This is a genomic window from Streptomyces hyaluromycini, from assembly GCF_002217755.1.
Classification (GTDB): domain Bacteria; phylum Actinomycetota; class Actinomycetes; order Streptomycetales; family Streptomycetaceae; genus Streptomyces; species Streptomyces hyaluromycini.
This window is the reverse complement of the sequence record NZ_BCFL01000023.1, coordinates 77,211-102,968: the sequence shown is the minus strand read 5'-3', so window position 1 is coordinate 102,968 and position 25,758 is coordinate 77,211. Positions and strand designations below refer to the sequence as shown.

The following is a 25,758-nucleotide window of genomic DNA, read 5'->3' as shown; positions in this document are numbered from 1 at the left end:
CGATGACCAAGACGGCCGCACGACGACCCGCCGCCACGGCGGCGGTCGCCGTACGACAGGCCCCGGCGCCGCCTCCGGCAGGGGACCGGAGGCGGCGCCGGATCACCGACCAGGTCCGCGCCTACGGCTTCCTGCTCGGCGGACTGATCTGCTTCGCCCTGTTCTCCTGGTACCCGGCGATCCGCGCGGTCGTGATCTCCTTCCAGAAGTACACGCCGGGCTCGTCCGCCGAGTGGGTCGGCACCGCCAACTTCACCCGGGTCCTGCACGACCCCGAGTTCTCGGCGGCCTGGCGCAACACCCTCACCTTCACGCTGCTGGCCCTGCTGATCGGCTTCGCGATCCCGTTCGTCCTCGCCCTGGTCCTGAACGAACTGCGGCACGCGAAGGCGTTCTTCCGGGTCGTGGTCTACCTCCCGGTGATGATCCCGCCGGTGGTCAGCGCCCTGCTGTGGAAGTGGTTCTACGACCCGGGCGCCGGCCTCGCCAACGAGACCCTGCGCTTCCTGCACCTGCCCACCTCGAACTGGACCAACGGCACCGGCACCGCTCTCATCTCCCTGGTGATCGTGGCGACTTGGGCCAACATGGGCGGCACCGTCCTGATCTACCTGGCTGCCCTCCAGTCCATCCCCGGCGAGCTGTACGAGGCCGCCGAACTCGACGGCGCGAATCTCCTCCAGCGCATCCGGCACGTGACGATCCCCCAGACCCGGTTCGTCATCCTCATGCTGATGCTCCTTCAGATCATCGCCACCATGCAGGTGTTCACCGAACCGTTCGTCATCACGGGGGGCGGCCCGGAGAACGCCACGGTCACCGTGCTCTACCTGATCTACAAGTACGCGTTCCTCTACAACGACTTCGGCGGCGCCTGCGCGCTCAGCGTGATGCTCCTGGTGCTGCTCGGCATCTTCTCGGCCGGGTACCTGCGGCTGACCCGCTCCGGGGAGGACGGATGAGCAGCGCCACCCGCACCCTGATCTCGCCGGCGACGCTGGCCCGGCCGCGCGGGAGGGCGGCCTACTGGACCGTCTTCACCGGTGTCGTCCTCCTCTTCGCGCTCGCCTTCCTCTTCCCCGTGTACTGGATGGTGACCGGGGCGATGAAGTCGCCGGACGAGGTCGCCCAGACCCCGCCCACCGTCGTCCCCGAGCACTGGCACCTGTCCGGCTACACCGACGCCTGGGACCTGATGCAGCTCCCGGAGCACCTGTGGAACACGGTGGTGCAGGCCGCCGGCGCCTGGGCCTTCCAGCTGGTGTTCTGCACGGCCGCCGCCTACGCCCTGTCGAGGCTGAAGCCGGCCTTCGGCAACGTGATCCTCGGCGGCATCCTGGCCACCCTGATGGTCCCGGCCCAGGCTCTGGTCGTACCCAAGTACCTGACCGCCGCCGACCTGCCGTTCATCCACACCAGCCTGCTCAACGACCCGCTCGGCATCTGGCTGCCGGCCGTCGCCAACGCCTTCAACCTGTATCTGTTGAAAAGGTTCTTCGACCAGCTGCCCCGCGACGTGCTGGAGGCCGCCGAGATCGACGGCGCCGGAAAGCTGCGCATCCTCTGGTCCGTGGTCCTGCCCATGTCCCGTCCGGTTCTCGGGGTGGTGTCGATCTTCGCCCTGGTCGCGGTCTGGCAGGACTTCCTGTGGCCGCTGATGGTCTTCTCCGACACCGACAAGCAGCCCATCAGCGTGGCCCTGGTCCAGCTGTCGCAGAACATCCAGCTCACCGTGCTCATCGCCGCGATGGTGATCGCCAGCATCCCGATGGTCGCGCTGTTCCTCGTCTTCCAGCGGCACATCATCGCCGGAATCAGCGCGGGCAGCACCAAGGGCTGACGGCCCTTCCTCCGACAGAAAGGTTCGCACAGTGGGACAGCCCAGCCATGCCCCGAAGGACCAGAACTGGTGGCGTTCGGCCGTCATCTACCAGGTGTACGTCCGCAGCTTCGCCGACAACGACGGCGACGGCACCGGCGACCTCGCGGGCGTCCGCGCCAAGCTGCCGTACCTCGCCGAACTCGGCGTGGACGCACTGTGGTTCAGCCCCTGGTACCCGTCACCCATGAAGGACGGCGGTTACGACGTCGCCGACTACCGGGCGATCGACCCGGCCTTCGGCACCCTCGCCGAGGCCGAGAAACTCATCTCGGAGGCCCGGGAGCTGGGCATCCGGACGATCGTCGACATCGTCCCCAACCACGTCTCCGACCAACATCCGTGGTTCCAGGCCGCGTTGGCCGCCGGACCGGGCAGCCCGGAGCGCGAGCTGTTCCACTTCCGGCCCGGCCGCGGCCCGAACGGCGACCTCCCGCCCAACGACTGGCCGTCGCAGTTCGTCGGCTCCACCGAACCGGTCTGGACCCGGCTGCCCGACGGCGAGTGGTACCTGCACCTCTTCACCCCCGAACAGCCCGACCTCAACTGGGCCCACCCGGCCGTTCACCAGGAACACGAGGACATCCTGCGCTTCTGGTTCGAGCGGGGCGTCGCGGGCGTCCGCATCGACTCGGCCGCCCTGCTCGCCAAGGACCCGGACCTGCCCGACCTGGCCTCGCACCCGCACCCCCACCCCTTCGTCGACCGCGACGAACTCCACGACATCTACCGCTCCTGGCGGGCCGTGGCCGACACCTACGACGGTGTCTTCGTCGGCGAGGTCTGGCTCCCCGACGCCGAACGCTTCGCCCGCTACCTGCGCCCCGACGAACTCCACACCGCCTTCAACTTCTCCTTCCTGTCCTGCCCCTGGGACGCGGCCCGGCTGCGGAACTCGATCGACACCACCCTCGCCGAGCACGCCCCGGTCGGCGCCCCCGCCACCTGGGTGCTGTGCAACCACGACGTGACCCGCACGGCCACCCGGTACGGCCGCGAGGACACCGGCTTCGACTTCGCGGCGAAGGCCTTCGGCGTCCCGACGGACCTCGCCCTCGGGACCCGCCGGGCCCGCGCGGCCGCCCTGCTGTCCCTGGCCCTGCCCGGCGCCGTGTACATCTACCAGGGCGAGGAGCTGGGGCTGCCCGAGGCCGAGATCCCCGTGGACCGCATCCAGGACCCGATGTACTTCCGGTCCGGCGGCACCGACCCCGGCCGGGACGGCTGCCGGGTGCCGCTGCCCTGGGCGGCCGGGGCGCCGTACGCGGGATTCGGCGCGCGCGAGGAGCCGTGGCTGCCGCAGCCGGCCGGCTGGGCGTCGTACGCGGTCGACCGGCAGCAGGAGGACGCCGACTCCGTGCTCGCCCTCTACCAGCGCGCCGTCGCCCTGCGCCCGCGCTTCGGCGACGGCCCGCTGACCTGGCTGCCCGCCCCCGAGGGTGTCCTCGCCTTCACCCGCGCCGAGGGCGTGACATGCGTGGTCAACCTCGGAGCGACCCCCGCCGAACTCCCCGCCCACTCCCGACTCCTGCTCAGCAGCGGCCCGCTGGACGACGAAGGACGTCTGCCGCAGGACACGGCGGCCTGGCTGACCGACTGAGCCGCCGGTACCGCTCTCGCTATCCCCGTCCCCCCACACCGAAGGGATCAGCACATGCAGAGCACCACAGGCAGAGCTGTCAGGAGCATGCCAGCCGTCGCGGCCGCCGTGGCGCTGGCCGCGGGCATGCTCGTCGCCGTCGCGCCCGCCGCCCACGCGGCCGCGGGCGCGAGCCTCCCCTTCTCCTCGGTGGAGGCGGAGTCGGCGACCACAACGGGTACCAAGATCGGCCCCGACTACACCCAGGGCACCCTCGCCTCCGAGGCCTCCGGACGCCAGGCCGTCCGCCTGACCTCCGGGCAGCGCGTCGAGTTCACCGCCCCCCAGGCGTCCAACGCCGTGAACCTCTCCTACAGCGTCCCCGACGGCCAGACCGGCACCCTGAACGTCTACGTCAACGGGGTCAAGCTGGCGAAGACCCTGGCCGTCACGTCGAAGTACTCCTACGTCGACACCGGCTGGATCGCCGGCGCCAAGCAGCACCACTTCTTCGACAACGCCCGGCTGCTGCTCGGCCAGAACATCCAGGCCGGCGACAAGGTCGCCTTCGAGTCCACCGGCACCCAGGTCACCGTCGACGTGGCCGACTTCGAGCAGGTCGCCGCGGCCGCCGCACAGCCCGCCGGATCGGTCTCCGTCGTCTCCAAGGGCGCCGACCCCAGCGGCAACGGCGACTCCACCCAGGCCTTCCGGGACGCCATCTCCGCCGCCCAGGGCGGCACGGTGTGGATCCCACCGGGCGACTACAAACTGACGTCCTCCCTGAGCGGCGTACAGAACGTGACCCTCCTTGGCGCCGGCAGCTGGTACTCGGTCGTGCACACCTCCCGGTTCATCGACCAGACCAGCTCCTTCGGGAACGTCCACATCAACAACTTCGCGGTCATCGGCGAGGTCACCGAGCGCGTCGACTCCAACCCGGACAACTTCGTCAACGGCTCGCTCGGGCCGAACAGTTCGGTCTCCGGCATGTGGATCCAGCACCTCAAGTGCGGGTTCTGGCTGACCGGCAACAACGACAACCTGGTCGTCGAGAACAACCGCATCCTCGACACCACCGCCGACGGCCTCAACCTCAACGGCAACGCCCACGGCGTCCAGGTCCGCAACAACTTCCTGCGCAACCAGGGCGACGACTCCCTCGCCATGTGGTCCCTGAACTCGCCCGACACCAACTCCGCCTTCACCGGCAACACCATCTCCCAGCCGAACCTGGCCAACGGCATCGCCATCTACGGCGGCACCGACCTCTCGGTGAAGAACAACCTGATCTCCGACACCAACGCCCTCGGCAGCGGTATCGCCATCTCCAACCAGAAGTTCCTCGACCCGTTCTCCCCGCTGTCCGGCACCATCACGGTCGACGGCAACACGCTCGTGCGCACCGGCGCGATGAACCCCAACTGGAACCACCCGATGGGCGCGCTGCGCGTCGACTCCTACGACAGCGCCATCAACGCCACCGTCGACATCACCAACACCACGATCACCAACAGCCCGTACAGCGCCTTCGAGTTCGTCTCCGGCGGCGGGCAGGGATACCCGGTCCGGAACGTCAACGTGACCGGCGCGACCGTGCAGAACACCGGGACGGTCGTGGTGCAGGCCGAGGCGCAGGGCGCCGCCACCTTCCGCAACGTCACCGCCACCGGCGTCGGCGCGGCCGGTATCTACAACTGCCCCTACCCGGCGAACTCCGGCTCCTTCGCGCTCACCGACGGCGGCGGCAACTCCGGCTGGGCCGGCACCTGGACGGACTGCTCGACCTGGCCGACGCCGGGGCAGGGCAACCCCGACCCGGACCCGAACCGCAACCTCGCCAAGGGCCGCCCGGCGACCGCCACCGGCTCGCAGGACGTCTACACCCCCGGCAAGGCGGTCGACGGCGACGCGAACAGCTACTGGGAGTCCACCAACAACGCCTTCCCGCAGTCGCTGACCGTCGACCTCGGCTCCTCCTACGCGGCCCGCCGGCTGGTGCTGAAGCTGCCCCCGTCCTCGGCCTGGGCCGCGCGCACCCAGACCATCACCGTCCTCGGCAGCACCGACGGCTCGAACTACTCGACCGTGGTGGGCTCCGCGGGCTACCGCTTCGACCCGGCCACCGGCAACACCGTCACCGTGCCCCTGCCCGGTTCCGCCAACCTGCGCTACCTGCGGCTCACCGTCACCGCCAACAACGGCTGGCCGGCGGGCCAGTTCAGTGAGGTGGAGGCGTATCTGACCTCGTGACCCGGTCCTCCCCCCGGGGAACCCCGCGCTTCGCCGCCTGGATCTGCTCGTAGACGTGGGTCCGCAGCTCGGCGAAGCGCGGGGCGACCCGCGTGTGCAACTGGTCCCGCTCGTCCGGCAGATCGACCTTCAGCTGCTCCTGGACGACGGTCGGGGAGGCGGACAGGACGATCACCCGCTGCCCCAGATAGACCGCCTCGTCGATGTCATGGGTGACGAACAGGATGGTGATCCCGCGCTCCCGCCACAACCCCCGGACCAGGTCCTCCAGATCGGCCCGGGTCTGGGCGTCGACGGCGGCGAACGGCTCGTCCATCAGGAGCACTTGGGGCTCGTAGGCGAGGGCGCGCGCGATCGCCACCCGCTGCTGCATACCGCCGGACAGCTGCCACGGGTAGGCGCCGGCGGCATCCGCGAGACCGACCGAGTCCAGTGCGTCGACGACCAGCTCCTTCCGCCGCTCGCGCGGCAAGTGCTTCTGCTTCAGGGGGAGTTCGACGTTCTCGGCGACCCGCATCCAGGGGAACAGGCTGCGCCCGTACTCCTGGAAGACGAACGCCATCCCGGGCGGCGGCCCGGTCACTTTCCGCCCCTCCAGGAGGACTTCGCCTCCCGTCGGGGTGAGCAGGCCGCCCATGCACTTCAGCAGGGTGGTCTTGCCGCAGCCCGACGGGCCGACCAGACAGACGAGTTCGCCCGCCTCCACGGTGAAGGTGAGGTCCCGCACCGCCTCGATGCGGCGGCCGGATCCGTCGTAGACCTTCTGCAGGCCGCGTACGTCGAGCATGGACCGCCCCTTCGCGAGGTTCATTCAGGACCGCCGGGTTGTCGCGCGCAGTCCGTGGTACCAGCCGAGCATCCGCCGCTCGACCACCTGGAAGACCACCGACAGCGCGAAGCCGAGCAGGCCCAGCAGCAGGATCCCGGTCCACATGTCGGGGATCGCGAAGCTGCGCTGGAACTGCACGATGGTGAAGCCGAGCCCGTTGCTGGCAGCGGACATCTCGCTGATGACCATCAGGATGATCCCGATCGACAGCGCCTGCCGCAGGCCCGCGAAGATCTGCGGACTCGCCGAACGCAGTACCAGCGTACGCAGCCGGGCCGGGCCCGTGATGCCGTAGGAACGGGCCGTCTCCGCCATCACCGGGTCGACCGCCCGTACGCCCTCGACCGTGTTGAGCAGGATCGGCCAGACGCAGCCGCTGGCGATCACCACGATCTTCATGGAGTCGCCGATGCCCGCGAACAGCATGATGACCGGGACGAGCACCGGTGGCGGAACCGCTCGCAGGAACTCCAGGACGGGTTCGCACACCGCCCGCACCCGCCGGTACGAGCCGATGACCGTGCCCAGGGCCACGCCCAGGACGGCCGCCGACGCGTATCCGGCGAGCAGCCGCAGCACGCTGCGCAGCAGGTCGTCGTGGAGCCGCTGCCCGGTCCACACGTCCGGGAAGGTCTTAAGGATCGTGCGCAGCGGCGGCCAGTAGACGTTCGTGCTGCCGTCGGAGGCCAGCCACCACAGCGCGACCAGGACGGCGGGCAGGGCGACGACGTACCCGACTCTCAGCAGTACGGCTCTCACACCGCCACCTCCCCGCGCACCGACTGGTGCCAGGCCAGCGCCCGCCGCTCCACCGACCGGGCGCCCACGTTGATGACCAGCCCGAGCAGCCCGGTCACCACGATCAGGGCGTACATGTCCGGCACCGCCTGCGATGCCTGCGCGACCGCGATCTGCTGACCCAACCCCGGTGCGCCGATGACCAGTTCGGCGGTGATGGTGAGGATCAGGGCGACCGCGGCGGCCAGCCGGACACCGGTCATGACGTACGGCAGCGCGGTCGGCCACAGCACATGGCGGACCCGCGCCCAGGTGCCGAGACCGTACGACCGTGCCGTCTCCTCGGCGACCGGGTCGACGTCCTGGACGCCGTACATCACCTGGATCAGCACCTGCCAGAAGGAGGCGTAGACGACGAGGAGGAGGACCGAGCGGAGTTCGGTGCCGTAGAGGAGGATCGCGAGCGGGATCAGGGCGACCGAGGGGATCGGGCGGAGGAACTCGATCGTGGAGGCGGTGGCCTCGCGCAGGTGCGGGACGACCGAGATGACGACCCCGGCCACGATGCCGGCGCCGACCGCGACGGCCAGGCCCACCGCCCAGCCGGTCAGGGTGTCGCCGAGCGCCGACCAGAAGGCCTTGTCGGCGAGTTCGGTGCCGAGGGCGCGGGCGATCCTGCTGGTCGGCGGGAAGTAGTCGGCCTTGACCAGGCCGAGCCGCGGCACCGCCTCGCCGAGGGCGAGGAAGGCCGCGAGCCCGGCCGCGCCGAGCACGGTGTTCAGCCCTTTCACTTCTTTCACGGCAGCAGCTTGTCCAGGTCGGGTGCCGTCTTGAAGAGGCCGTCCTGCTCGCTGAGCTTCTCCAGCGTCTCGATCGAGGAACGGTTCGCTTCGGCGGGCCACTTGGGCAGGGTCACCTTGGCGAGGACGTCCGCCGGGGTCTTGGTGTAGGTGGTGACGATCTGCCGGACCTCGTCCGGGTGCGCGTCCGCGTAGGACAGCGACTCCGCGACGGCCGCCTGGAACTTCGTCACGACGCCGGGGTTCTTCTGCGCGTACGACGTCGAGGTGAAGTACATGGCGACGGTGAGGTTCTCCGCCACGTCGACGAGCGGTGAGGCGATCTCGGTGGCGCCCTGGAGCTTCATGGTCGCAAGGGCCGGTTCGACCGCCATCGCGGCGTCGATCTGGCCCTTGTCGAGGGCGGCCGGCATCTGGTCGAAGGCGAGCTCCACGAACTGCACCTTGTCCGGGTCGCCGCCGGCCTTGCGCACGGACTCGCGTACGGCGGTCTCGTTGATGTTCTTCAGCGTGTTGACGGCGACCTTCTTGCCCTCCAGCTGTTTGGGCGACGTGATGCTGCTGCCCTTCTTCACGACGAGCCCGCCGAAGTCCTTGCCCGCCACGCCCGTCGAGGCGACGCCGTTGGCGATCGCCTGCACCGGCACGTTGCTGGACTGCGCGATCATCAGCGAGGTCATGTTGCTGAAGCCGAACTGGAACTGACCGCTCGTCACACCCGGGACGATGGCCGCGCCGCCCTGGGCGAGTGTCATCGACAGTTTCAGGCCGCGCTTGCTGAAGAAGCCCTCCTTCTGACCGAGGTAGAGGGGGGCCACGTCGACGATGGGGATGATCCCCACCTTGACGGTGGTGGTGCCGCCCGACGAGGGCGAGGTGGACGACGAGCTCCCGGAGGAGCCGCAGGCCGCCGTGGCGAGCAGGAAGGTGCCGGTCGCGAGACCGGCGAGCAGACGACGCATGGCTCCTCCTGTGCAGACAACGGTGTTCCGACAGGCTGTGCGCTGTGCGCACACTGGTGCTCGGTTGGTGCTCAGCGGGAACGTAGAACCGGCCGCACAACCCGGTCAATGGGTTTAGCTGACAAAATTGTTGACAGTTATCGAACCGCGCTCTCACCGTGTTCTCCGTGTCGGACCGTGAGTCGGACAGTGTCGGACCGGGAGGCGACGATGTCGAGGGATGCCCGAGCACCACATTTCGTCAGGTCCTTCGAGCGCGGCCTGGCCGTCATCCGGGCCTTCGACGCCGAACATCCGGCGCGCACGCTCAGCGAGGTGGCCCGCGCCTGCGACCTGACCCGCGCCGCCGCCCGCCGCCTGCTGCTCACCCTCGCCGACCTGGGCTACGTCCACTCGGACGGCCGCCACTTCCGCCTCGCCCCACGCGTCCTGGAGCTCGGCTACGCCTACCTCTCCGGCCTGGAGCTGCCGAACCTCGCGCAGCCGCATCTGGTGCAACTCGCAGAGCTGGCGGGGGAGTCGGCGGCGCTGTGCCTGCTGGACGGCGACGCCGTCGTGCCGGTCGCCGCCGCCCGGCCCCGGCGGGTGATGGCGGCGACGATCGCGGTGGGAGCGCGCTTCCCGGCGTACGGGACCGCGGTGGGGAGGGTGTTGCTTGCCGACCTTACGCAACCCGGTTTATGTCACGCGGACGTGACGAGACGTCAGGAGTGTGCCTTGCTGGAAGGAGACCCCGAGGCCGGCGTCAGTACACTGGCCGCCCCGGTCCGGGACCGGAGCGGCCGTGTGGTGGCCGGGGTGAGCCTCGCGATGCACTCCGGCCGGACGTCCACCGTGGCGGCCCGCCGCGATCTGCTGCCGCACCTGCTGGCGGCGGTGGCACGGATCGAGGTGGACCTGCGGATCACAGATCCAGCACCAGACGCGCCCCCCGGCACCGCGACACGCAGATGAGCATGGTCTCCCCGGTTGCCCGCTCCTCCTCGGTGAGCACCGAGTCCCGGTGGTCCGGGTCGCCTTCGAGGACATCCGTCTCGCACGTGCCGCAGGTGCCCTCGGTGCAGGAGTAGAGCACCTCCACCCCCGAGGCCCGGACGGTGTCGAGCACGGAGACGCCGGGCGCGACGGTGAGAGTGCGACCGCTCTGCGCGAGGACCACCTCGAACTCCCGGTCCTCGCCTGCCTGCTGCTCCTTGGGCCGGAACCGCTCGACCCGCAGCACACCGGCCGGGCAGCGCTCCTCGACCGCGTCCAGCAACGGCCCCGGACCGCAGCAGTACACGAGGGTGCCGTCCGGGACGTCGTCGAGGACGCCGGCCAGGTCCAGCAGCCCGGTCTCGTCCTGCGGGGCGACGGTGACCCGCTCCCCGCCGAACCGCGCCAACTCGCCGGTGAACGCCATGGACTGACGACTCCGTCCGCCGTACAACAGCGTCCACTCGGCGCCCGCGGCCTCGGCGGCGGCGAGCATCGGCAGGATCGGGGTGATACCGATGCCGCCCGCGACGAACCGGTAGCGGGGTGCGGATTCGAGCCGGAAGTGGTTGCGCGGCCCGCGTACCCGCACCTTGTCGCCGACGCCCAACTGCTCGTGCACATAGGCCGATCCACCCCGGCCGTCGGGTTCCCTGAGCACCGCGACCCGCCAGCCGGAGCGGTCCCCGGGATCCCCGCACAGCGAGAACTGCCGCTCCAGCTCAGGCCCGAGCACGACATCGACGTGCGCTCCCGGTTCCCAGCCCGGCAGTTCCTCGCCCAGCGGATGCCGCAGGGTCAGGGCGACGACCCCCTCGGCCGCCGGCACACGCTCGGCTACGACGAGTTCGGCCTCGTACAGGCTCATGGGGCGCGCTCCGGGGACTGGGGCTGTGACTGGGGCTCTGACTGGGGCTGGGACTGCGGCTGGAGCCGGTGGCCTTCGGGGTGGCCGAGCATCCACTCCCACATCTCGACCGGGTCCTGGGCGGTGTGCTCGGCGCCGCAGTGACAGGTGCCGTGCAGGACGTCGGTGCCCGGCAGCCAGTCGATGCGGTAGATCTCACCGGTCGGTGCGCTCACAGCGCCTTCTCCACGGGCTTGTCGCCCTCCTCGACCAGCCGGGCGAGGATACGGCGGGCGGCGAGGCCGCCGGTGTCGATGTTGATGCTCAGCTCCTGGTAACCGGCCCGCTCCGAACCCAGCGTCTTCTGGAGGAGGTTGAGGGCGTCCACGTCCTGCATCACCACCGTGTGGTTGTTGCTCCGCAGGAACTCGGTGACCTCGGCGTCGTCGGTCGCCCAGTCCCGGGAGACCATCCAGAAGTCGTACACCTTGCCGTCCGCGGACGGGGTGATCGCGTAGGTGATCTCGGTGTGGAAGCCGTTCGGGTCGCTGCCGTCGGCCTCCGGCAGGACGCCGACCGGAGCGATCCGGCTGTGCAGCAGATACAGGCACGGCGCGTGGTACTCGATGTCCTGCCAGCGCGTGATGCGCCCCGCGATCCCGGTCGAACGGGCGTAGAACGGCGGGCACTCGGCGTCGTCCATGTGCCGGCTGACCCGCACGATCCCGGCGCCCTCGTCGACCTCGGTGGTGATGGGGGTCTCGGCGACCTCGGGGGTGCCTATGTAGCCGCCGTGCAGATAGGTCTCGTGCGAGAGGTCGAGGAGGTTGTCGACGAGGAGGCCGTAGTCGGCGTCGATCGGCTCCATGCCCCGGACGGTCGTCCAGCCGGGGGAGTCGAGGTGGCGCGCCCGCGGTATCGCCTGCGGGTCGGCGAGCGCCGGGTCGCCGACCCACACCCACACCAGGGAGTCCTGCTCCACCACGGGGTGGGAGGCGACCCGGGCGGTGCGCGGGATGCGTTTCTGCCCCGGCACGTACACGCACGCGCCGGTGCGGTCGTAGGTGAACCCGTGGTACCCGCACACGATCCGGTCGCCGTCGAGCCCGCTCTCCGACAGCGGGTAACGGCGGTGCACACAGCGGTCGCCGAGGGCGACGGGCGCACCGTCCTCCTTTGCCCGGTAGAACACGAGGGGCTCTCCGAGGATCGTCCGCCCGAGCAACTCGCGCCCGACCTCGTGACTGTAGGCGGCGACGTACCACTGGTTCCTGGCGAAGGCGGTCATGTGGGGCATGGCGTTGAACTCCCGTCGTTGGGGTCGTGGCGACATCGTCGGAACGGGCCACACGAGGGCGCAATACGGCTTCCGTGACACGGAAGAGTGCTTGGAAAGCCCCTGGTGAGAGCGCTGATGCGAGACACTGTGTCGCTGCCCGCCGGCAGGGAGGCAGCAGTAACGCCGTCTGCCTGCGAGGACGGGGGGTGTTCAGCAGTGACCATTTGATTGAGCTATATGTCCGTATTCTCGCTTCTCTGGTGCTTCTTTGGCGGCATACGGCTGGTACAGCGGCAGAATTTGCATAGCGGCAGATCAAAGCTCGTCGTTGCCGTGATGGGAGGGGCGGGGTCGAATCCGACTCGAATCGCCGTCCATTCGCCCCATTCGGTGGGTTGCTGCAGAACCCGCGGGGGGAGAGAGGTAGGGGCGGTCACCGGCAGGTTCTTGGTCTGCTGGCAGTACAGGAGACGAACCACCGTTGACCTGGGGAAATGCCAGACGGAGGGTCGCTGGCCCGCTTCTTGGTCCACGATTGGTCCGGATCTTGGCAGCGGCTGTCGGCCGTCGTCCCGCCGCCCGCCGAACTTGCTGCGCCACACATGACCGCGGAGGGCGACCCTCACCTCAGGTGCTGCTGCCGCTGCCCGCGACGGCCCGCCAGACCGCCGGGCTGATGCCGAACTCGTCACGGAACCAGCGGGCGTAGGAGTTGGCCGGGGGGAACCCAGGCAGTGCAGCTACCTGGCTCAAGGGCCGGCCCTGGCTGCCGACGTATTGCTGCGCCAGCTGTGCACGAGTGGGGTTGAGCAGCGAAAGATCGGGTGCACCGATGGCGGGCCTCTTCAGCACCATCGGCGGCATCATCGACCGCAGGCAGTTGGTCGCGCTCTGGCTGTCCTTGCTCGCGTTCGTCTCCGGCGTCGGCGTCGTGGTGGACCGGAGTCAACACCGAGACCCGGGCCCTCGCGATCGTCATCCTGGTGCTGGGCACCGTCCTCGCCGGACTACCCTCATGGCCCGACGCACGAGCCTTAACCGGCTGCACGAAGGCTACTGGCCGTCGTGTGGCAGTGGGTTCCCCGGACAGGCCGGCCGCCTCGGCCGTACCCCGTACCGACCTTGCTCGGCTGGGTACTGCGAGCGGCCGAGGAGCATCCGTTGCGCCGCTATCGCATCGACGCGGTCACCACGTGTCCACGGCTGTACCCCGTGGTGCCCCAACGGTTCGTCGAGGCCTTCGACGCCGCCGCGGCCAGCCTCGAAGGCGCGGTCGTGCTCAGCCTTCTCTCCGGTGCCTTCGCCGTCCTCACGACTGTTCTCGGTGGCCTCCTCCTTCCATGGCGGGGACTCGCGTACGTAGCCGCGGCGACCGACTGGGCCCTGCGCCGGACCTGCTGTCCTGCGGTACGACAAGAACGGCCCGTCGCGCGCCTCGTGGCCCTTCAACTCGTCCGCACTCGGCCGATCGCGGCGAGGGAAGCGTCGACCTGCATCACCTGAAGCGTGCCGCGGGCTTGTCCTCGGCTGCCCTCGCCACCCTGCTCGACCAGCTCGTAGCCGGAGGGACGCTCCACCGCTGGAGACTCGACACGGCTGTCGATGAGGTCCACGGGTCGTGGGCTCAGGGGGTGAATGTGCGGCGTCTTCCTGGTTCCAGGTGAGGTGCCGGCGCTGCCAGTCGGCCGCCCGGCCCGCGCGCCAGCTCCTGCGCAACTTCACCCCTGAGGAGATCACCGGAGCCGCAGCACGCCGGATCACCTGATACCCGGCCTCGGCCGACCTGCAGAGACCCCTCCGGGCGATCAGCCGCTGCCTCCCTCAGCGGAGCAAGTGCGACTTCGGGTGAGGCCACCATCTGCACCTTGCGTCTCTGGGTGGTATCGACTGCGGACGGCAGCAGAGATGAGTAGATGAGCGGACTCTTCTTGGTGGCCTTCCTGCTGTCCGCCGTCGATCCCACGCATGAGTTTCGATCCTTGCTCTACCGAAACGTCCGTCAGGCCCTACGGTGTGGCCGTCTCGTGGCGGTCCCTACCTTGGTACGCACTCTACGAGTCGTCTGCCGCTCTCCGTCACGGTGAGGTTTTCGAGTCGACTTCGTCCGACCCGGATACCCGTTGCAGGCCGAGCCGGGGTGACGTGACCAATTGAAGACCCCCGATCGGGTCCTCTTCCTGCCCCATCTTGTGCTGGGCGCCGAACAGCGGACGATTCGGGTTGAGTTCCCCGTCCTGGACCCGCCTGGCTTCTTCCTCCAACTTGGAGGTGCCGATCCTCGTCGAGGCGTCCGTGGCCTCCCGGATGTCCGACAGGCCACCGATGACCTCGCCGAACGATTCTTCCTTCCCCGTCGGGTCCTGGCCGACCAGCCGATCGGCGGTCCAGAAGAAGTCGTTCTTTCCGCGATACCCCTGGTACATGTTGCTCACCAGCGTCAGCATTCTGGTGTACGCGCGCTTGTACGAGACCTCGAAGAAGCGCAGCCCCTCGGCTTCCGTGACCTCGCCGCGTCGAGCGGACGCGAGGGCGGCGGCGCCCACCATCCCGCCGTACATAGCGAAGTGAATGCCACTGGACAACAGCGGATCGAGGAAGCACGCCGCGTCCCCGACCATCATGTAGCCCGGTCCGGAGAACTCGTCCGCGACATAGGAGTAGTCCGTCTCGACTCGCACCGGCCCGTTGTAGGTGGCGTCCGAGAGCAGTTCCTTGACTGGCTCGTTCTCATTGAGGTACGCGTGATAGAGAGATTCGACGTCCGAGTGCTGTCGCCTGTCCTCCGCGAACAGGTCTTTATGCGTGACCAGCCCGACGCTGTTGCGCCCGCCGCCCAACGGAATCACCCAGTACCAGCCCTTCGGCGACGAAATGACGTTGATACCGCCCTCGGGACAGGTCGGCAACGCGCGTGCGTCGTTCCAGTAGCCCCAGATCGCCACGTTGCGGAAGTCCTCGTGCGGCTTTCGGTTGCGCAGGTGCCTGCTGCTCAGCAGACCTGATCGACCGGATGCGTCGATGAGGAAGTCGAATCCCTCGATCGTGAAGTCCGTTCCGTCCTCGGCCTTGCAACTGACGGCCGCCGGCCGTCCGTTGTCCCCGAACGTCACCGACTTCGCGGTGATGCCGTGTTCGACCTTGACGCCCTTCTCACGAGCGTTGTCGAGCAGAAGGGCGTCGAAGCGGCCTCGGTCGACCTGCCATGTGTGCACGTCCACGCCGAATATCTCGCTCCAGTCGATCACCCAGGTGTCTTCCCCCCAGAGGAAAACGCCGCCGCGCTTGCGCTGGAAGTCCAACTCATCGAGCCGGTCGGCCACGCCGATCATGTCCAGCACGCGTCGGCTGGCCGGTGTCAGGGACTCCCCGATGTGGTAGCGCGGAAAATGTTGGCTTTCGATCAACCGGACGGAAAAGCCTTCCTGCGCCAAGAAGGTCGCGGTGACCGATCCAGCAGGGCCTCCACCCACTACCAGGACGTTGTCTGACATGGCTACTCCCTCACTCACTCGGACAGTCTTGTCGGGTGCTTGAAATCCGATGGGAAAATTGGTCTTTGCGGGGCCGCTGGGCGGGTGTCGCGATGGCCGTCACGATCAGTCCGTCGCGAGCCAGCCACCGTCCGCGAAAACCCTTGACTGGGCCGGCCACGAGCAGCTCGACGTCGAACGTCCCATCGGATTCCAGGGTTATGGCCGCCTGTTCGAAGCCGAGCCAGCGGCGTGCCAGCGGAAACCATGCCTTGTAGGCGGATTCCTTGGCGCTGAACAGCAGGCGATCCAGGTGTGTGCCGTCCGCGCGTGTCTGCCGTCCGCGTTCCTGTGGCAGGCTGACGTGTTCCAGCAGTCCGCCAGGCAGCGGCTCGTTCGGCTCGACATCGATGCCGATCGTGGTGAACCGTGTCGACCGCCCGATGGCAGCGGCGCGGTATCCGGCACAGTGCGTGATACTGCCGACGACTCCGTCGGGCCATATCGGTTCCCGCTGGGCACCGCTGAGTATGGGCGCGGCAGCGACGCCGAGCCGGGCCAGCGCCCGGCGGGCGCACACGCGCGCCGTCGTGAACTCGGCCCGCCGTCTGGGCACAGCCGAGGCGATCAGGGCGAGCTCCTCGGGGAAGAGCGCTGTCTCCGGGGCGTCGACCCGTGATCCGACCGCGGCCACTTCCTCCGGAACGATTTCCTCGATCACGCCGTCGCCTTCGTAGTCACGTGTGCAGGCCCTTCTCCTCGGCGTGCTGCGGTGCGGGTACAGGGTCGAAACGGGGGGTGCCGGTCACGGTGGTCGGGGTCGAGGCACCCAGGCGGCGGCCGCACAGTGTCAGTAGCGGTCCGGTCGCCGCGGTGGTCAGCAGCGCCATGACGACCATCGCCGAGTAGAGTTCTTGGTCGATGAGCCCGAGCCTCAGGCCGGTGGTGAGCACGATCAGCTCGGTCAGGCCCCGGGTGTTCATCAGCACGGCGAGCAGCGCGGATGTCCCTGGAGACAGTTTGCTCATGCGGGCGGCGCCATAAGTTCCCGCGACCTTGCCGACCACCGCGACTAGAACGATCACTGCGAGCAGCCCCAGTGCCGAGGACGTCAGCCCCAGGTTCACCTGCAGCCCCGCAACCACGAAGTACGTCGGCAGGAGGAGCCGGCTGAACCCGAACACCTTCTCCGCCAGGCGCTCGGTGGCCGGGATGCGTGGGGTGATCAGTCCGAACAGGAACGCGCCGAAGATGAAGTGCAGTCCGAGCAGTTCGGTGACCGCACCACATGCCAGGGCACCGCCGGACAGGTATGCGAGAGTGGTGGTCGACGAGCCGGCCGGGAGCAGCCTGCGGAGCGTCGGCTGTACGACGCGGACCAGGAAGAACACGAACGGCACCACCAGCGCCACCAGCCACGGCACGCCGCTGGAACGCCCCACCAGGGCGATCACCCCGGCGAGCCCGGACCAAGCCAGAACGTCACCGACCGCGGCGACAGCCATGGCGAGCATGCCGACTTCGGTGCCTGCAATCTGACGGTCTGTAAGTATCCGGGAGAGCACCGGGAAGGCCGTGACCGACATGGCGATGCCGAGGAACAGCACGAAGCCCATGGGGTCCGGCGGATGCCGGTAGTGCATCGCCACCAGTACAACGCCCAGCAGTGAGCCGAGCACGAACGGCAGCAACATCGAGCCGATCGCGATACCGGCCGGCCTCCTTCCGCCGCCGCGCAGCGCGCTACGGTGGAATTCCAGACCGAGCCCGAACATGAACAGCGCCACGCCGACGTTGCCGATTCCAGTGAGGGGCGGTCGTATCTCGTCTGGAACCACTGTGTGGGACCACGGACCGAGCACAGTTGGGCCGAGCAGGATGCCGCCGAGGATTTCGCCCATCACAGCCGGCTGCCCCATCCGAGTGGCCAGCGCGCCGAGCAGGGCACACCCGGAGAGGACGAGCGCGAGGTCGAGCAGCAGGAAGGCGATCTGATGACTGGTCACGGCGGGATCAACCAACTGGTCCGGTGGTGGACACGCCGCGATGCCCTCGTACCACTGTCACGAACGTGTCAGTGACCGTACATCTCTTCATGAATGCCCCTCGACGTGTCTGTCTGACCTGGCGGCCGCGTTTGCCGGTCACGCTGATGGACTCACCCGCAGGGCTTCGCGGACTTCTTCCGCGATCTCCCGACGCAGCTGTCTGCCGGCGTCGAGGACCCCCCACATCAGGTAGAACGCGTGGATGACGCCGGAATAGTCGTCGTGCCTGGTCGGCGTGCCCGCAGCGGCCAGCCTCTCCGCGTAGAGTCGGCCGTCGTCCCGTAGGGGGTCGTACTGGGCGGTGACGACGAGGGTCCGTGGCAGTCCGGAGAGATCCTGTGCGCGCAGCGGCGAGACCCAGGGATTCGTGCCCTCGGACGGGTCGTTGAGGTAGTGGCCGTAGAACCACTGCATGGAGCGTCGCTGCAGCAGATAGCCCTCGGCGTTGTCGAGGTAGGACCGTTTGTCCGTGTTGTGGTCGGTCGGTGGGTGGATCAAGATTTGGCAGGCCAGCGCCGGCGCGCCGACGTCCCGGGTACGGAGGGCGGTCACGGCCGCGAGATTCCCGCCGCTGGAGTCGCCGATCACTCCGATCCTGTCGGGATCGATGTTCAGTTCGGCGGCATTCTCCGCCACCCACGTGGTGCTCGCCCAAGCGTCGTCAACAGCTGCGGGGAATTTGTGCTCCGGAGCCTTGCGGTAGTCGACGGACACCACCACGCAGCCGGTGTCGTTGGCCAGGGCTCGTGCGGTCGGATCACAGACGTCGATGTCCAGAGTCACCCATCCACCGCCGTGAAAGTAGACGAGACAGGGGAAGGGACCGTCGCCCGCCGGATAGTAGAGGCGCACCGGGACTTCTGCGGTAGGTCCGGCCACGAGGCGGTCCTCGACCCAGGCGACGTGTTCGGGATCGCCTTGCAGCAGCAGGAAGTCCTTGGAGGCGAGTCGAGCCTCGGCAACCGTCAGGTTCTCGACGGGTTGGGCGCCCGTCTCGGCGAGTTCGTCGAGCAGAGCCCTGACCTGCGGATCGACGGACATCCCGGCTTCCTCCGGTTGCCGGCCGAGCGGGCCTGTCACGGGCTCGGGTTCTCGAAGATGTCCCGCATCCCTGTCAGGCCGGACAGGATGGTGGCGAAGTCCTCCCTGCGGGTGCGGACCTTCTCCGGGTCGATCGTTGCCTGAGCCTTGTCCCAGTAGTCCTCCTTACGGAAGGACCGGTTGTAGAAGAACCGCACGAAGTCGAAGAGGGAGTCCAGGAACTGGCGATAGCTCTTTTCGTACGAGTCGAGAACATGCGACTCCGACTGCGGATCCCGCAGGACGGCGTCCACCGCGTCAGCCAGGCCGTGGGCGCCGCGCATGGCGAGGGTGACTCCGGTTGACAGCAGCGGGTCCACGAACGCGGCGGCGTCGCCGACCAGGGCCCAACCGGGGCCGTGGAAGCGGCTGGAGGTGTAGGACCAGTCGCGGATGGTGCGGAAGCCACTGGCACGGAAGGCGCCGCTGGTGAGTCGGCTCACCTCATTCGTTTCGGCGAGCTCGGAGACGTACAGGTCTTCGAGGCTCTTCCCGGACTCCTTGTACTTCTCGATGGGCGTGACGTACCCCACGCTGACAGTGCCGTCGGACAACGGGATGAACCAGAACCACCCGTCGGGCCGGTTCTCGGTCAGGATGTCGCCGGCATGGTCACCCTTGTACAGAGTGCAGCCCTGGAGGTAGCTCCATACGGCGATGTTACGGAGATCCTCCTGCCACTCGACGAGGTCGAAGTGACGGGCCAGCAGGTGTGTCTGTCCGGAGGCGTCCACCACCATTCGGCTCCGCACGGTGCGTTTCCTCGCATCGCCCTTGAGGCTGTAGGTGAGGCCCACGACCCGATCTCCGTCGAACACCGGCTCCTGGACGGTGGCCTCCTCAAGCACATGGACGCCGAGTTCTCTCGCACGTCCGAGCAGGAGGGCATCGAAGTCGGCGCGTCGTACCTGGTAGGAGTGCTCGTATTCCGAAGCCTCACGGAACCGAAAGCCCCAGGTGCCCTTCCCGGGAGCACCCTCGTCGGGGTCGGCGGCCTGGCCGTCGGCCGACCGCGGGGTGTTCTTGCCCCAGAGGAGGGTCCCGCCGTTTTTCTTGGTGAACCCCAACCGGTCCAGGCGTTCGCGAAGACCGAGAGCGTCAACGGTGGGAAGCGCTCCGGTTATCAAGGATTCACCGATGTGGTACCGCGGAAACTTTTCGCGTTCCAATAGGAGAATCCTGTGTCCGTGCTGTGCCAGCAGCCCGGCCGTGGCCGATCCCCCTGGCCCGCCTCCGATTACTACGACGTCGTAGTCGCTATTCGGATCGATCACTTGACTCCCCCTCAGTGTCAACCACGGTTCGCCGGAGCGATGTTGGCTGGCTCGACGCCAGGGCGCAAGAGGCCGTCTTAACTATCGAGATGGCCTCGGTAAAGAGAGTTGATGCATCGTCAAATTTTCCCTTGGCGTGGCCGTGACCTGCGATTATGGAGATGTCTCCGCGTACAGATAGCGCCGCGAGGGGATTGGGATAAATTGATCGTAAAGTGTTTGTAATCAGGGTTTGAAGCTGTGATTCCAGGCGCATTGCGCGGCGACTCGAAGCGTCGCGCGGGGTAAGAATACGGCCAGAGTGAGGTCCTTATTAGGCCATGATCCACAGGTCGTTGGCAGCCGTAAGATGGAAATCTCTCTGGCGTCGGTGGGGGTGTGAGGTTTTGTGGCCCCCTTGGGTTGGTAGACACCCTCCTGGCATGGTCGCGGGTGCGCGTCCGCGAAAAAGCTGGAATTCTCCAGCCGAGTCTACGCGCGTACATTGCCTACTCTTTATCGACCATCGTGGGGATCGGTAAATAGCGCTTGCGTCCGAATCGAGCTGTTGGCAATATCGCCGAGGGATGACGGCCGTAGGGGGCGGCTGTGCAACGTGCGCCGTCTGCAACGTCGCCTGCGTCAACTCGTCGAGTCCAACAATGTGGTGCGGGCCCTGTTTCGTGGCGCGGCCTGCCGGCAGCCCGTGTGACTCGGGATGCCGATTTGCCGCCCGTTCACCAACTGTCCGCAGCCGAAGCTGCGCTCTCGCCGCGCAGGTCTTTACTCACAGGAGTGATCCAGACCATGGAAGCCGAGACACCTTCTCCGCGCCCGGATGGCGAAGAACTGTTCAATCCGCGGTCGGAGAGTTTCATCCGGGATCCCTACAGCCGGTACGACCGGCTCAGATCCCTGGATCCGGTGCATTTCGACCCCCGGCTGAACGGATGGCTGGTCAGCCGCTACGCGGACGTTGACGCTCTGCTACGGGACAGCGCGATGGGGCGGGCCGGACAACGGCGGTTCTTCGGCCACTTCGACGAGGGATCCTCGATCGATCTGGCCTCCCGGTCCTGGCTGTTGAACATGGACCCGCCCGACCACACGCGCATTCGCCGGCAGTTCGGCAAGGCGTTCACACGTCAGCGCGTGGAGTCCCTGCGGCCGTACGTCGAGCAGAAGGTTGAAGCGCTCCTCGACCACATCGCGGCGGACGGCGGATGTGACTTCGTGTCCTCCGTCGCGCAGCCGCTTCCGGTGGCCTTGATCTGCATGATGCTCGGTGTCCCCGAGGAGCGGCACGAGATCTGCAGAGACCACTCCTCCGCACTGCTGCCACTGCTCGACCCGGTGATCAGCCAGGCTCAGCAACAGCGTGCTGAAGAAGCGTGTGCATGGTTCCTGGAGTACTTCAGCGAGCTGGCCGAACAGCGCCGCCGAGACCCGAAGGACGATCTCCTGTCGGCCTTGCTGCCGGCCGAGGGCGAACTGGCGCGGCACGAACTGATCAACAACATCATCTTCCTGTTTTCGGCAGGCCACGAAACCACGTCGAGCCTGCTCGGCAACGGCTTGTACGCCCTGCTCACCCATCCGGAACAGTACTCAGCACTCGCTGAGGACCCCGGGCTGGCCCCCGGAGCAGTGTCAGAGATGCTGCGCTGGGACGCACCGGTGCAGTACTTCGGCCGCAAGGCGACGGCCGATCTCAAGGTCGGTGACAAGCAACTGCGGCAGGGCGACGTCGTGATGGGCCTGGTCGGGGCCGCGAACCGGGATCCGGAGCGATTCAAGGATCCGCACCGCTTCGACATCCGCCGGCAGGACTGCCAGCCCGTGTCCTTCGGCGCCGGCATCCACTACTGCATCGGAGCAGCACTCTCGAAGATGGAGAGCGAGGCCCTCTTCGCGCGGCTGCCGCAGCGCTTCCCCGATATGCGCCTGGTGGCGGAACCCGAACGGCGCGGCCTGATGGCGGTCCGCTCTTTCAAGGCTCTGGACATCGCCGTCTGAGGGGACATGCCATGCCGGTGTACATGTTTCCCGGACAGGGATCGCAGCGCAAAGGAATGGGGCGTGGGCTGTTCGACGAGTTTCCGGACATCACCTCCCGGGCCAGTGAGATTCTCGGTTACTCGGTCGAGAAGCTCTGTCGTGAGAACCCGAACCAGTTGCTGAACGAGACGCAGTACACCCAGCCCGCCGTCTACGTGGTGAACGCACTGCACTACATGCGGAGCGTGCGGGAGACCAGCACGGTCCCGGACTACGCCGCCGGGCACAGCCTGGGTGAGTACAACGCCCTCCACGCGGCCGGTGTCTTCGACTTCGACACCGGGCTCAAACTTGTGAAGAAGCGCGGCGAGGCCATGGGGCGTATCGAAGGCGGCGCCATGGCCGCGGTCACCGGCATGAACAGGACCCAGGTCCTGCGGGTGCTTGAGGACAGCGGTCTGACGGATGTCGAGGTTGCCAACGACAACGCCCCCACCCAGGTGGTGGTGTCCGGACCGAAGCCGGCGATCGCCGCGGCACAGCCGATCTTCGAGGACCGGGCAGAAGGCATCGGGTACACGCTACTGAAGACCAGCGGCGCCTTTCACAGCAAGTACATGGCAGAGGCGCAGCGACAGTTCGCCGCCTACCTCCAGGGGAACGACTTCCGGTTTGCCGAACCGTCCTTCCCGGTGATCGCCAATGTCGATGCCAAGCCGTACGACAGGTCCCGGATCGAAACGAACCTCATCGAGCAGATCACCCAGCCCGTGCGCTGGACGGACACCGTCCTTCATCTGATCGAAATCGGTCAGGAGGAGTTCACCGAGATCGGCACCGGAAGGATCCTGACGGCGCTTCTGGAGCGCATCCGATCCGCGTCCGGCTGACCGACGGCAGCTTGTTCAGTCGGGCCCCGGCCGTCACCCAAGTCCTGTCAACCAAGGGGGAGCGTGTGCCTTCTGTCGGAATCGAAGCGATGAACGTCTTCGGCGGCAGCGCATTTCTGGACGTCATGCAGCTGATCAGCCATCGCCGGCTGGACAGCGCCCGCTTCGAGAACCTGCTGATGCGGCAGAAGACGGTGGCGCTGCCCTGCGAGGATCCGGTGACGTTCGGCGTCAACGCGGCCAAGCCGATCGTGGACGCGCTGCCCGAGGCGGAGAAGGACCGCATCGAACTCCTCATCACCTGCACGGAGTCAGGAATCGACTTCGGGAAGTCCCTCAGCACGTACATCCACCACTACCTCGGACTGAGCCGGAACTGCCGGCTGCTGGAGATCAAGAACGCCTGCTACTCCGGCACCGCCGGCTTCCAGATGGCGGTCAACTTCGTCCTGTCACAGGCTTCTCCCGGGGCCAAGGCCCTCGTCGTGACGACCGACATTTCCCGGTTCACCGTCGTGGAGGGCGGCGACGCGCTGACGGAGGACTGGTCCTTCGCCGAGCCGAGTTCGGGCGCCGGAGCGACAGCCATGCTGATCAGCGACACACCGCACATCTTCCAGGTGGACGTCGGCGCCAACGGTTACTACGGCCACGAAGTCATGGACACCTGCCGGCCCACGGCGGACAGCGAGGCCGGGGACGCCGACCTGTCCCTGATGTCCTACCTCGACTGCTGCGAGCAGACGTTCCTGGAGTACCAGCGCCGGGTGGCCGACGTGGACTACCGGGACTCGTTCCAGTACCTGGCGTTCCACACCCCCTTCGGCGGCATGGTCAAGGGCGCGCACCGAACGATGATGCGGAAGATGACCAAGTCCCGTCGGGACGACATCGAAGCGGACTTCGAACGCCGGGTGTCACCGGGGCTCCGGTACTGCCAACGCACCGGGAACATCATGGGCGGCACGGTGTACCTGTCGCTCGCCGGCACGATCGACAACGCCCGCTTCGACACGGCCCAGCGCATCGGCGTGTTCTCGTACGGCTCCGGTTGCTGCTCCGAGTTCTACAGCGGTGTCGCCACGCCCGAGGGACAGCGGCGGCTACGCGCGATGGGGATCTCCCGGCACCTCGACGATCGGCACTCCCTGTCCATCGAGGAGTACGAGCGACTCCTGACCGGGAACGGGGCCGTCTCCTTCGGCACCCGGAACTGGAAGCTCGACGAGTCGCACGTCCCGGGGCAGGTCCTGGCCTCCGGGCCGAAGGGGCGCCTGGTCCTGGAACGGATTCACGAGTTCCACCGCGAATACCGCTGGAACCAGGGAGCCGGCACCGAACTGCCCAGACAGGGGCAGCCCCGCACCGCATACGCCTGGGTCAAGGAGTGAGGGAATGACGGAACAGCGACACGCAGAGATCTTCGCCCTGGTGCGGAGCAACATCTACGAGGTACTCCCGGACGTCGAGGGACGGGAGATCAAGTCCGACGACCGGCTGACGGACCTCGGAGCCAACTCCGTGGACCGCGCTGAGATCGTGATGCTGGCGATGGAGGCCCTGTCCCTGCACATCCAGCGGGTCGAACTCTCCGGAGTCAAGAACGTGGGGGAACTGGTCGATGCCCTCTATGCCAAGTCGCATGGACAGTGACCTGTTCGTCACCGGCTGCGGTGTGCTCAGCGCCGTGGGGCAGGGGAAGGACGCGTTCCTGACCGCACTGCTCGCCGGTGACCACGCCTTCGGGGTCATGGAGCGGCCCGGACGGAACAACGGGACCGCGTTCCTGGGGGCCGAACTCTCTGTTCTCGACATGCCGGAGCGGTTCCCCAGGAAACTGCTGCGGACTGTCGGACTCTCGGGCCGGGCGGCACTCCTGACGCTCCACGAGGCATGGGAGGAAGCCCGGCTGTCGGATGCGGATCCGCTGCGTATCGGCCTTGTCGTTGGCGGGTCGAACGTCCAGCAGCGCGAGCTGGTGCTCAAGCACGAGTCCTATCAGGGGCGCTTGGACTACCTCCCACCGACCTACGGGCTGTCCTTCATGGACAGTGACCTGTGCGGTCTGTGCAGCGAGCAGTTCGGCATCCGTGGCCTGGCCTGCACCGTCGGCGGTGCCTCCGCCAGCGGCCAAGTCGCTGTTATCGAGGCGGTGCGCCTGGTGCGGTCGGGCGAGGCCGACATCTGTATCGCTGTCGGTGCGCTGACGGATCTTTCCTACTGGGAGCTCCAGGCGCTGCGGTCTCTGGGTGCGATGGGTTCCGACCGCTTCGCCGACGAACCCGCGCTCGCCTGCCGCCCCTTCGATGAGCGGCGCGACGGATTCATCTTCGGGGAGGCGTGCGGGGCGGTCGTCGTCGAGCGGAGGGCCACCGCCGCCGAGCGTGGCGTGGAACCGTACGCGAAGCTCGCCGGCTGGGCGATGACGCTGGACGGTAACCGCAACCCCGACCCGTCAGAGTCGGGCGAGGCCCGCGCCATCGAACGAGCTTTGACGCAAGCGCAGTTGACGGCACAGCAGATCGACTACGTCAATCCGCACGGCAGCGGCTCCGGTGTCGGCGATCCGGTTGAACTGGCCGCCATCCGCGGCTGCGGGCTTGACCGGGCGGCCATCAACGCCACCAAGTCGATCACCGGCCACGGGCTGGGTGCGGCCGGCACCGTCGAAGTCGTCGCCACGCTCCTGCAGATGAAGGCCTCCCGGCTGCATCCGACGCGCAACCTGGAGCAGCCCCTCGACCCGGAAATGAACTGGGTGCGGGACAAGGCCGTTGCGCAGGCGATCGAACATGCGCTGACGCTGAGCGTCGGATTCGGCGGCGTGAACACGGCGCTGTGCCTCAGCGCGACGGAGACCTGACAATGAGGGGGAGGA

General features: G+C 67.7%; 24 protein-coding genes. 11 read left to right on the top strand and 13 right to left on the bottom strand.

What is annotated here, in order from left to right; all coding sequences use genetic code 11:
- Positions 1 to 2: 2 nt before the first annotated feature.
- From SSP29_RS29485 to SSP29_RS29470, 4 genes are all read left to right on the top strand, one after another.
- Entirely contained in the window at positions 3 to 962 is a 960-nt protein-coding gene (locus tag SSP29_RS29485) for a carbohydrate ABC transporter permease (protein WP_089103878.1), read from the top strand.
- Positions 959 to 1,840, top strand: a complete 882-nt coding sequence (locus SSP29_RS29480; protein WP_089103877.1) for a carbohydrate ABC transporter permease — start codon at positions 959 to 961, stop codon at positions 1,838 to 1,840. The genes SSP29_RS29485 and SSP29_RS29480 overlap by 4 nt, the downstream gene beginning before the upstream one ends.
- Before the next feature lie 31 nt (positions 1,841 to 1,871).
- Positions 1,872 to 3,479 carry a glycoside hydrolase family 13 protein gene (locus SSP29_RS29475; protein WP_089103876.1) on the top strand — a complete coding sequence of 536 codons (1,608 nt, stop codon included), beginning with the start codon at positions 1,872 to 1,874 and terminating at the stop codon, positions 3,477 to 3,479.
- Positions 3,480 to 3,566: 87 nt separating this feature from the next.
- Complete coding sequence (locus tag SSP29_RS29470) at positions 3,567 to 5,711, top strand: discoidin domain-containing protein (RefSeq protein WP_438363817.1); 2,145 nt, start codon at positions 3,567 to 3,569, stop codon at positions 5,709 to 5,711.
- Here SSP29_RS29470 and SSP29_RS29465 read toward each other — a convergent pair.
- Genes SSP29_RS29465 through SSP29_RS29450 form a run of 4 tightly spaced genes read right to left on the bottom strand, consistent with a single transcriptional unit; the run spans position 5,680 to position 9,040 of the window.
- Positions 5,680 to 6,498 (bottom strand): ABC transporter ATP-binding protein, encoded by an 819-nt coding sequence (locus SSP29_RS29465; protein WP_174856022.1) that lies wholly within the window; start codon positions 6,496 to 6,498, stop codon positions 5,680 to 5,682. The genes SSP29_RS29470 and SSP29_RS29465 overlap by 32 nt on opposite strands.
- A gap of 24 nt (positions 6,499 to 6,522) precedes the next feature.
- Positions 6,523 to 7,299, bottom strand: a complete 777-nt coding sequence (locus SSP29_RS29460; protein WP_089103874.1) for an ABC transporter permease — start codon at positions 7,297 to 7,299, stop codon at positions 6,523 to 6,525.
- Positions 7,296 to 8,069, bottom strand: coding sequence for an ABC transporter permease (locus SSP29_RS29455; protein WP_089103873.1), 774 nt, complete (start codon positions 8,067 to 8,069; stop codon positions 7,296 to 7,298). Before SSP29_RS29455 ends, SSP29_RS29460 begins: the two co-directional genes overlap by 4 nt.
- Before the next feature lie 5 nt (positions 8,070 to 8,074).
- A complete protein-coding gene (locus SSP29_RS29450; RefSeq protein WP_089103872.1) occupies positions 8,075 to 9,040 on the bottom strand; it encodes an ABC transporter substrate-binding protein in 966 nt (321 codons plus the stop codon).
- Positions 9,041 to 9,250: 210 nt separating this feature from the next.
- On the opposite strand from SSP29_RS29450, the gene SSP29_RS29445 reads away from it, so the two are divergent.
- The gene (locus SSP29_RS29445) at positions 9,251 to 9,994 is read left to right on the top strand and encodes an IclR family transcriptional regulator domain-containing protein (protein WP_089103871.1); all 744 of its coding nucleotides are present in this window, start codon (positions 9,251 to 9,253) and stop codon (positions 9,992 to 9,994) included.
- On the opposite strand, the gene SSP29_RS29440 is transcribed toward SSP29_RS29445, so the two are convergent.
- The 4 genes from SSP29_RS29440 to SSP29_RS29425 form a co-directional block, all read right to left on the bottom strand.
- Positions 9,945 to 10,883: a PDR/VanB family oxidoreductase gene (locus SSP29_RS29440; RefSeq protein WP_089103870.1), complete on the bottom strand. Its 939-nt coding sequence runs from the start codon at positions 10,881 to 10,883 to the stop codon at positions 9,945 to 9,947. The two genes, SSP29_RS29445 and SSP29_RS29440, sit on opposite strands and share 50 nt — an antisense overlap.
- Positions 10,880 to 11,098 carry a hypothetical protein gene (locus SSP29_RS29435; protein WP_089103869.1) on the bottom strand — a complete coding sequence of 73 codons (219 nt, stop codon included), beginning with the start codon at positions 11,096 to 11,098 and terminating at the stop codon, positions 10,880 to 10,882. Before SSP29_RS29435 ends, SSP29_RS29440 begins: the two co-directional genes overlap by 4 nt.
- Positions 11,095 to 12,159 carry a Rieske 2Fe-2S domain-containing protein gene (locus SSP29_RS29430; protein WP_089103868.1) on the bottom strand — a complete coding sequence of 355 codons (1,065 nt, stop codon included), beginning with the start codon at positions 12,157 to 12,159 and terminating at the stop codon, positions 11,095 to 11,097. The genes SSP29_RS29435 and SSP29_RS29430 overlap by 4 nt, the downstream gene beginning before the upstream one ends.
- A 609-nt stretch (positions 12,160 to 12,768) precedes the next feature.
- A complete protein-coding gene (locus tag SSP29_RS29425) occupies positions 12,769 to 12,996 on the bottom strand; it encodes an AraC family transcriptional regulator (RefSeq protein ID WP_145968963.1) in 228 nt (75 codons plus the stop codon).
- A gap of 306 nt (positions 12,997 to 13,302) precedes the next feature.
- On the opposite strand from SSP29_RS29425, the gene SSP29_RS29420 reads away from it, so the two are divergent.
- The gene (locus tag SSP29_RS29420; RefSeq protein WP_089103866.1) at positions 13,303 to 13,644 is read left to right on the top strand and encodes a hypothetical protein; all 342 of its coding nucleotides are present in this window, start codon (positions 13,303 to 13,305) and stop codon (positions 13,642 to 13,644) included.
- 572 nt (positions 13,645 to 14,216) lie between these two features.
- Here the strand turns inward: SSP29_RS29420 and SSP29_RS29415 are convergent.
- From SSP29_RS29415 to SSP29_RS29395, 5 genes are all read right to left on the bottom strand, one after another.
- The gene (locus SSP29_RS29415) at positions 14,217 to 15,632 is read right to left on the bottom strand and encodes an NAD(P)/FAD-dependent oxidoreductase (RefSeq protein WP_089103865.1); all 1,416 of its coding nucleotides are present in this window, start codon (positions 15,630 to 15,632) and stop codon (positions 14,217 to 14,219) included.
- 10 nt (positions 15,633 to 15,642) lie between these two features.
- Positions 15,643 to 16,332 carry a 4'-phosphopantetheinyl transferase family protein gene (locus tag SSP29_RS29410; protein ID WP_089103864.1) on the bottom strand — a complete coding sequence of 230 codons (690 nt, stop codon included), beginning with the start codon at positions 16,330 to 16,332 and terminating at the stop codon, positions 15,643 to 15,645.
- A gap of 16 nt (positions 16,333 to 16,348) precedes the next feature.
- A complete protein-coding gene (locus tag SSP29_RS29405; protein ID WP_089103863.1) occupies positions 16,349 to 17,617 on the bottom strand; it encodes a cation:proton antiporter in 1,269 nt (422 codons plus the stop codon).
- Positions 17,618 to 17,755: 138 nt separating this feature from the next.
- Positions 17,756 to 18,700: a LipP1 family hormone-sensitive lipase gene (lipP1, locus tag SSP29_RS29400; protein ID WP_089103862.1), complete on the bottom strand. Its 945-nt coding sequence runs from the start codon at positions 18,698 to 18,700 to the stop codon at positions 17,756 to 17,758.
- A gap of 35 nt (positions 18,701 to 18,735) precedes the next feature.
- Entirely contained in the window at positions 18,736 to 20,013 is a 1,278-nt protein-coding gene (locus SSP29_RS29395) for a tryptophan 7-halogenase (protein ID WP_089103861.1), read from the bottom strand.
- 774 nt (positions 20,014 to 20,787) lie between these two features.
- Here SSP29_RS29395 and SSP29_RS29390 point away from each other — a divergent pair.
- From SSP29_RS29390 to SSP29_RS29370, 5 genes are all read left to right on the top strand, one after another.
- On the top strand, positions 20,788 to 22,008 hold the full coding sequence (locus SSP29_RS29390) for a cytochrome P450 (RefSeq protein ID WP_145968962.1): 1,221 nt from the start codon (positions 20,788 to 20,790) through the stop codon (positions 22,006 to 22,008).
- Positions 22,009 to 22,019: 11 nt separating this feature from the next.
- Complete coding sequence (gene fabD / locus SSP29_RS29385; RefSeq protein WP_150135136.1) at positions 22,020 to 22,880, top strand: ACP S-malonyltransferase; 861 nt, start codon at positions 22,020 to 22,022, stop codon at positions 22,878 to 22,880.
- Between the two features lie 65 nt (positions 22,881 to 22,945).
- Positions 22,946 to 24,271, top strand: coding sequence for a hydroxymethylglutaryl-CoA synthase family protein (locus SSP29_RS29380; protein WP_150135135.1), 1,326 nt, complete (start codon positions 22,946 to 22,948; stop codon positions 24,269 to 24,271).
- A gap of 4 nt (positions 24,272 to 24,275) precedes the next feature.
- Positions 24,276 to 24,533, top strand: coding sequence for an acyl carrier protein (locus SSP29_RS29375; protein WP_089103859.1), 258 nt, complete (start codon positions 24,276 to 24,278; stop codon positions 24,531 to 24,533).
- On the top strand, positions 24,523 to 25,743 hold the full coding sequence (locus SSP29_RS29370; RefSeq protein WP_218036928.1) for a beta-ketoacyl synthase N-terminal-like domain-containing protein: 1,221 nt from the start codon (positions 24,523 to 24,525) through the stop codon (positions 25,741 to 25,743). Before SSP29_RS29375 ends, SSP29_RS29370 begins: the two co-directional genes overlap by 11 nt.
- Positions 25,744 to 25,758 lie beyond the last annotated feature (15 nt).

Coding starts and splice junctions, on each gene's coding strand:
- SSP29_RS29485 (WP_089103878.1), top strand. CDS start 3: ATGACCAAGACGGCCGCACGACGACCCGCCGCCACGGCGGCGGTCGCC.
- SSP29_RS29480 (WP_089103877.1), top strand. CDS start 959: ATGAGCAGCGCCACCCGCACCCTGATCTCGCCGGCGACGCTGGCCCGG.
- SSP29_RS29470 (WP_438363817.1), top strand. CDS start 3,567: ATGCCAGCCGTCGCGGCCGCCGTGGCGCTGGCCGCGGGCATGCTCGTC.
- SSP29_RS29465 (WP_174856022.1), bottom strand. CDS start 6,498: ATGCTCGACGTACGCGGCCTGCAGAAGGTCTACGACGGATCCGGCCGC.
- SSP29_RS29450 (WP_089103872.1), bottom strand. CDS start 9,040: ATGCGTCGTCTGCTCGCCGGTCTCGCGACCGGCACCTTCCTGCTCGCC.
- SSP29_RS29445 (WP_089103871.1), top strand. CDS start 9,251: ATGTCGAGGGATGCCCGAGCACCACATTTCGTCAGGTCCTTCGAGCGC.
- SSP29_RS29440 (WP_089103870.1), bottom strand. CDS start 10,883: ATGAGCCTGTACGAGGCCGAACTCGTCGTAGCCGAGCGTGTGCCGGCG.
- SSP29_RS29430 (WP_089103868.1), bottom strand. CDS start 12,159: ATGCCCCACATGACCGCCTTCGCCAGGAACCAGTGGTACGTCGCCGCC.
- SSP29_RS29425 (WP_145968963.1), bottom strand. CDS start 12,996: ATGGTGCTGAAGAGGCCCGCCATCGGTGCACCCGATCTTTCGCTGCTC.
- SSP29_RS29415 (WP_089103865.1), bottom strand. CDS start 15,632: ATGTCAGACAACGTCCTGGTAGTGGGTGGAGGCCCTGCTGGATCGGTC.
- lipP1 (WP_089103862.1), bottom strand. CDS start 18,700: ATGTCCGTCGATCCGCAGGTCAGGGCTCTGCTCGACGAACTCGCCGAG.
- fabD (WP_150135136.1), top strand. CDS start 22,020: ATGCCGGTGTACATGTTTCCCGGACAGGGATCGCAGCGCAAAGGAATG.
- SSP29_RS29375 (WP_089103859.1), top strand. CDS start 24,276: ATGACGGAACAGCGACACGCAGAGATCTTCGCCCTGGTGCGGAGCAAC.
- SSP29_RS29370 (WP_218036928.1), top strand. CDS start 24,523: ATGGACAGTGACCTGTTCGTCACCGGCTGCGGTGTGCTCAGCGCCGTG.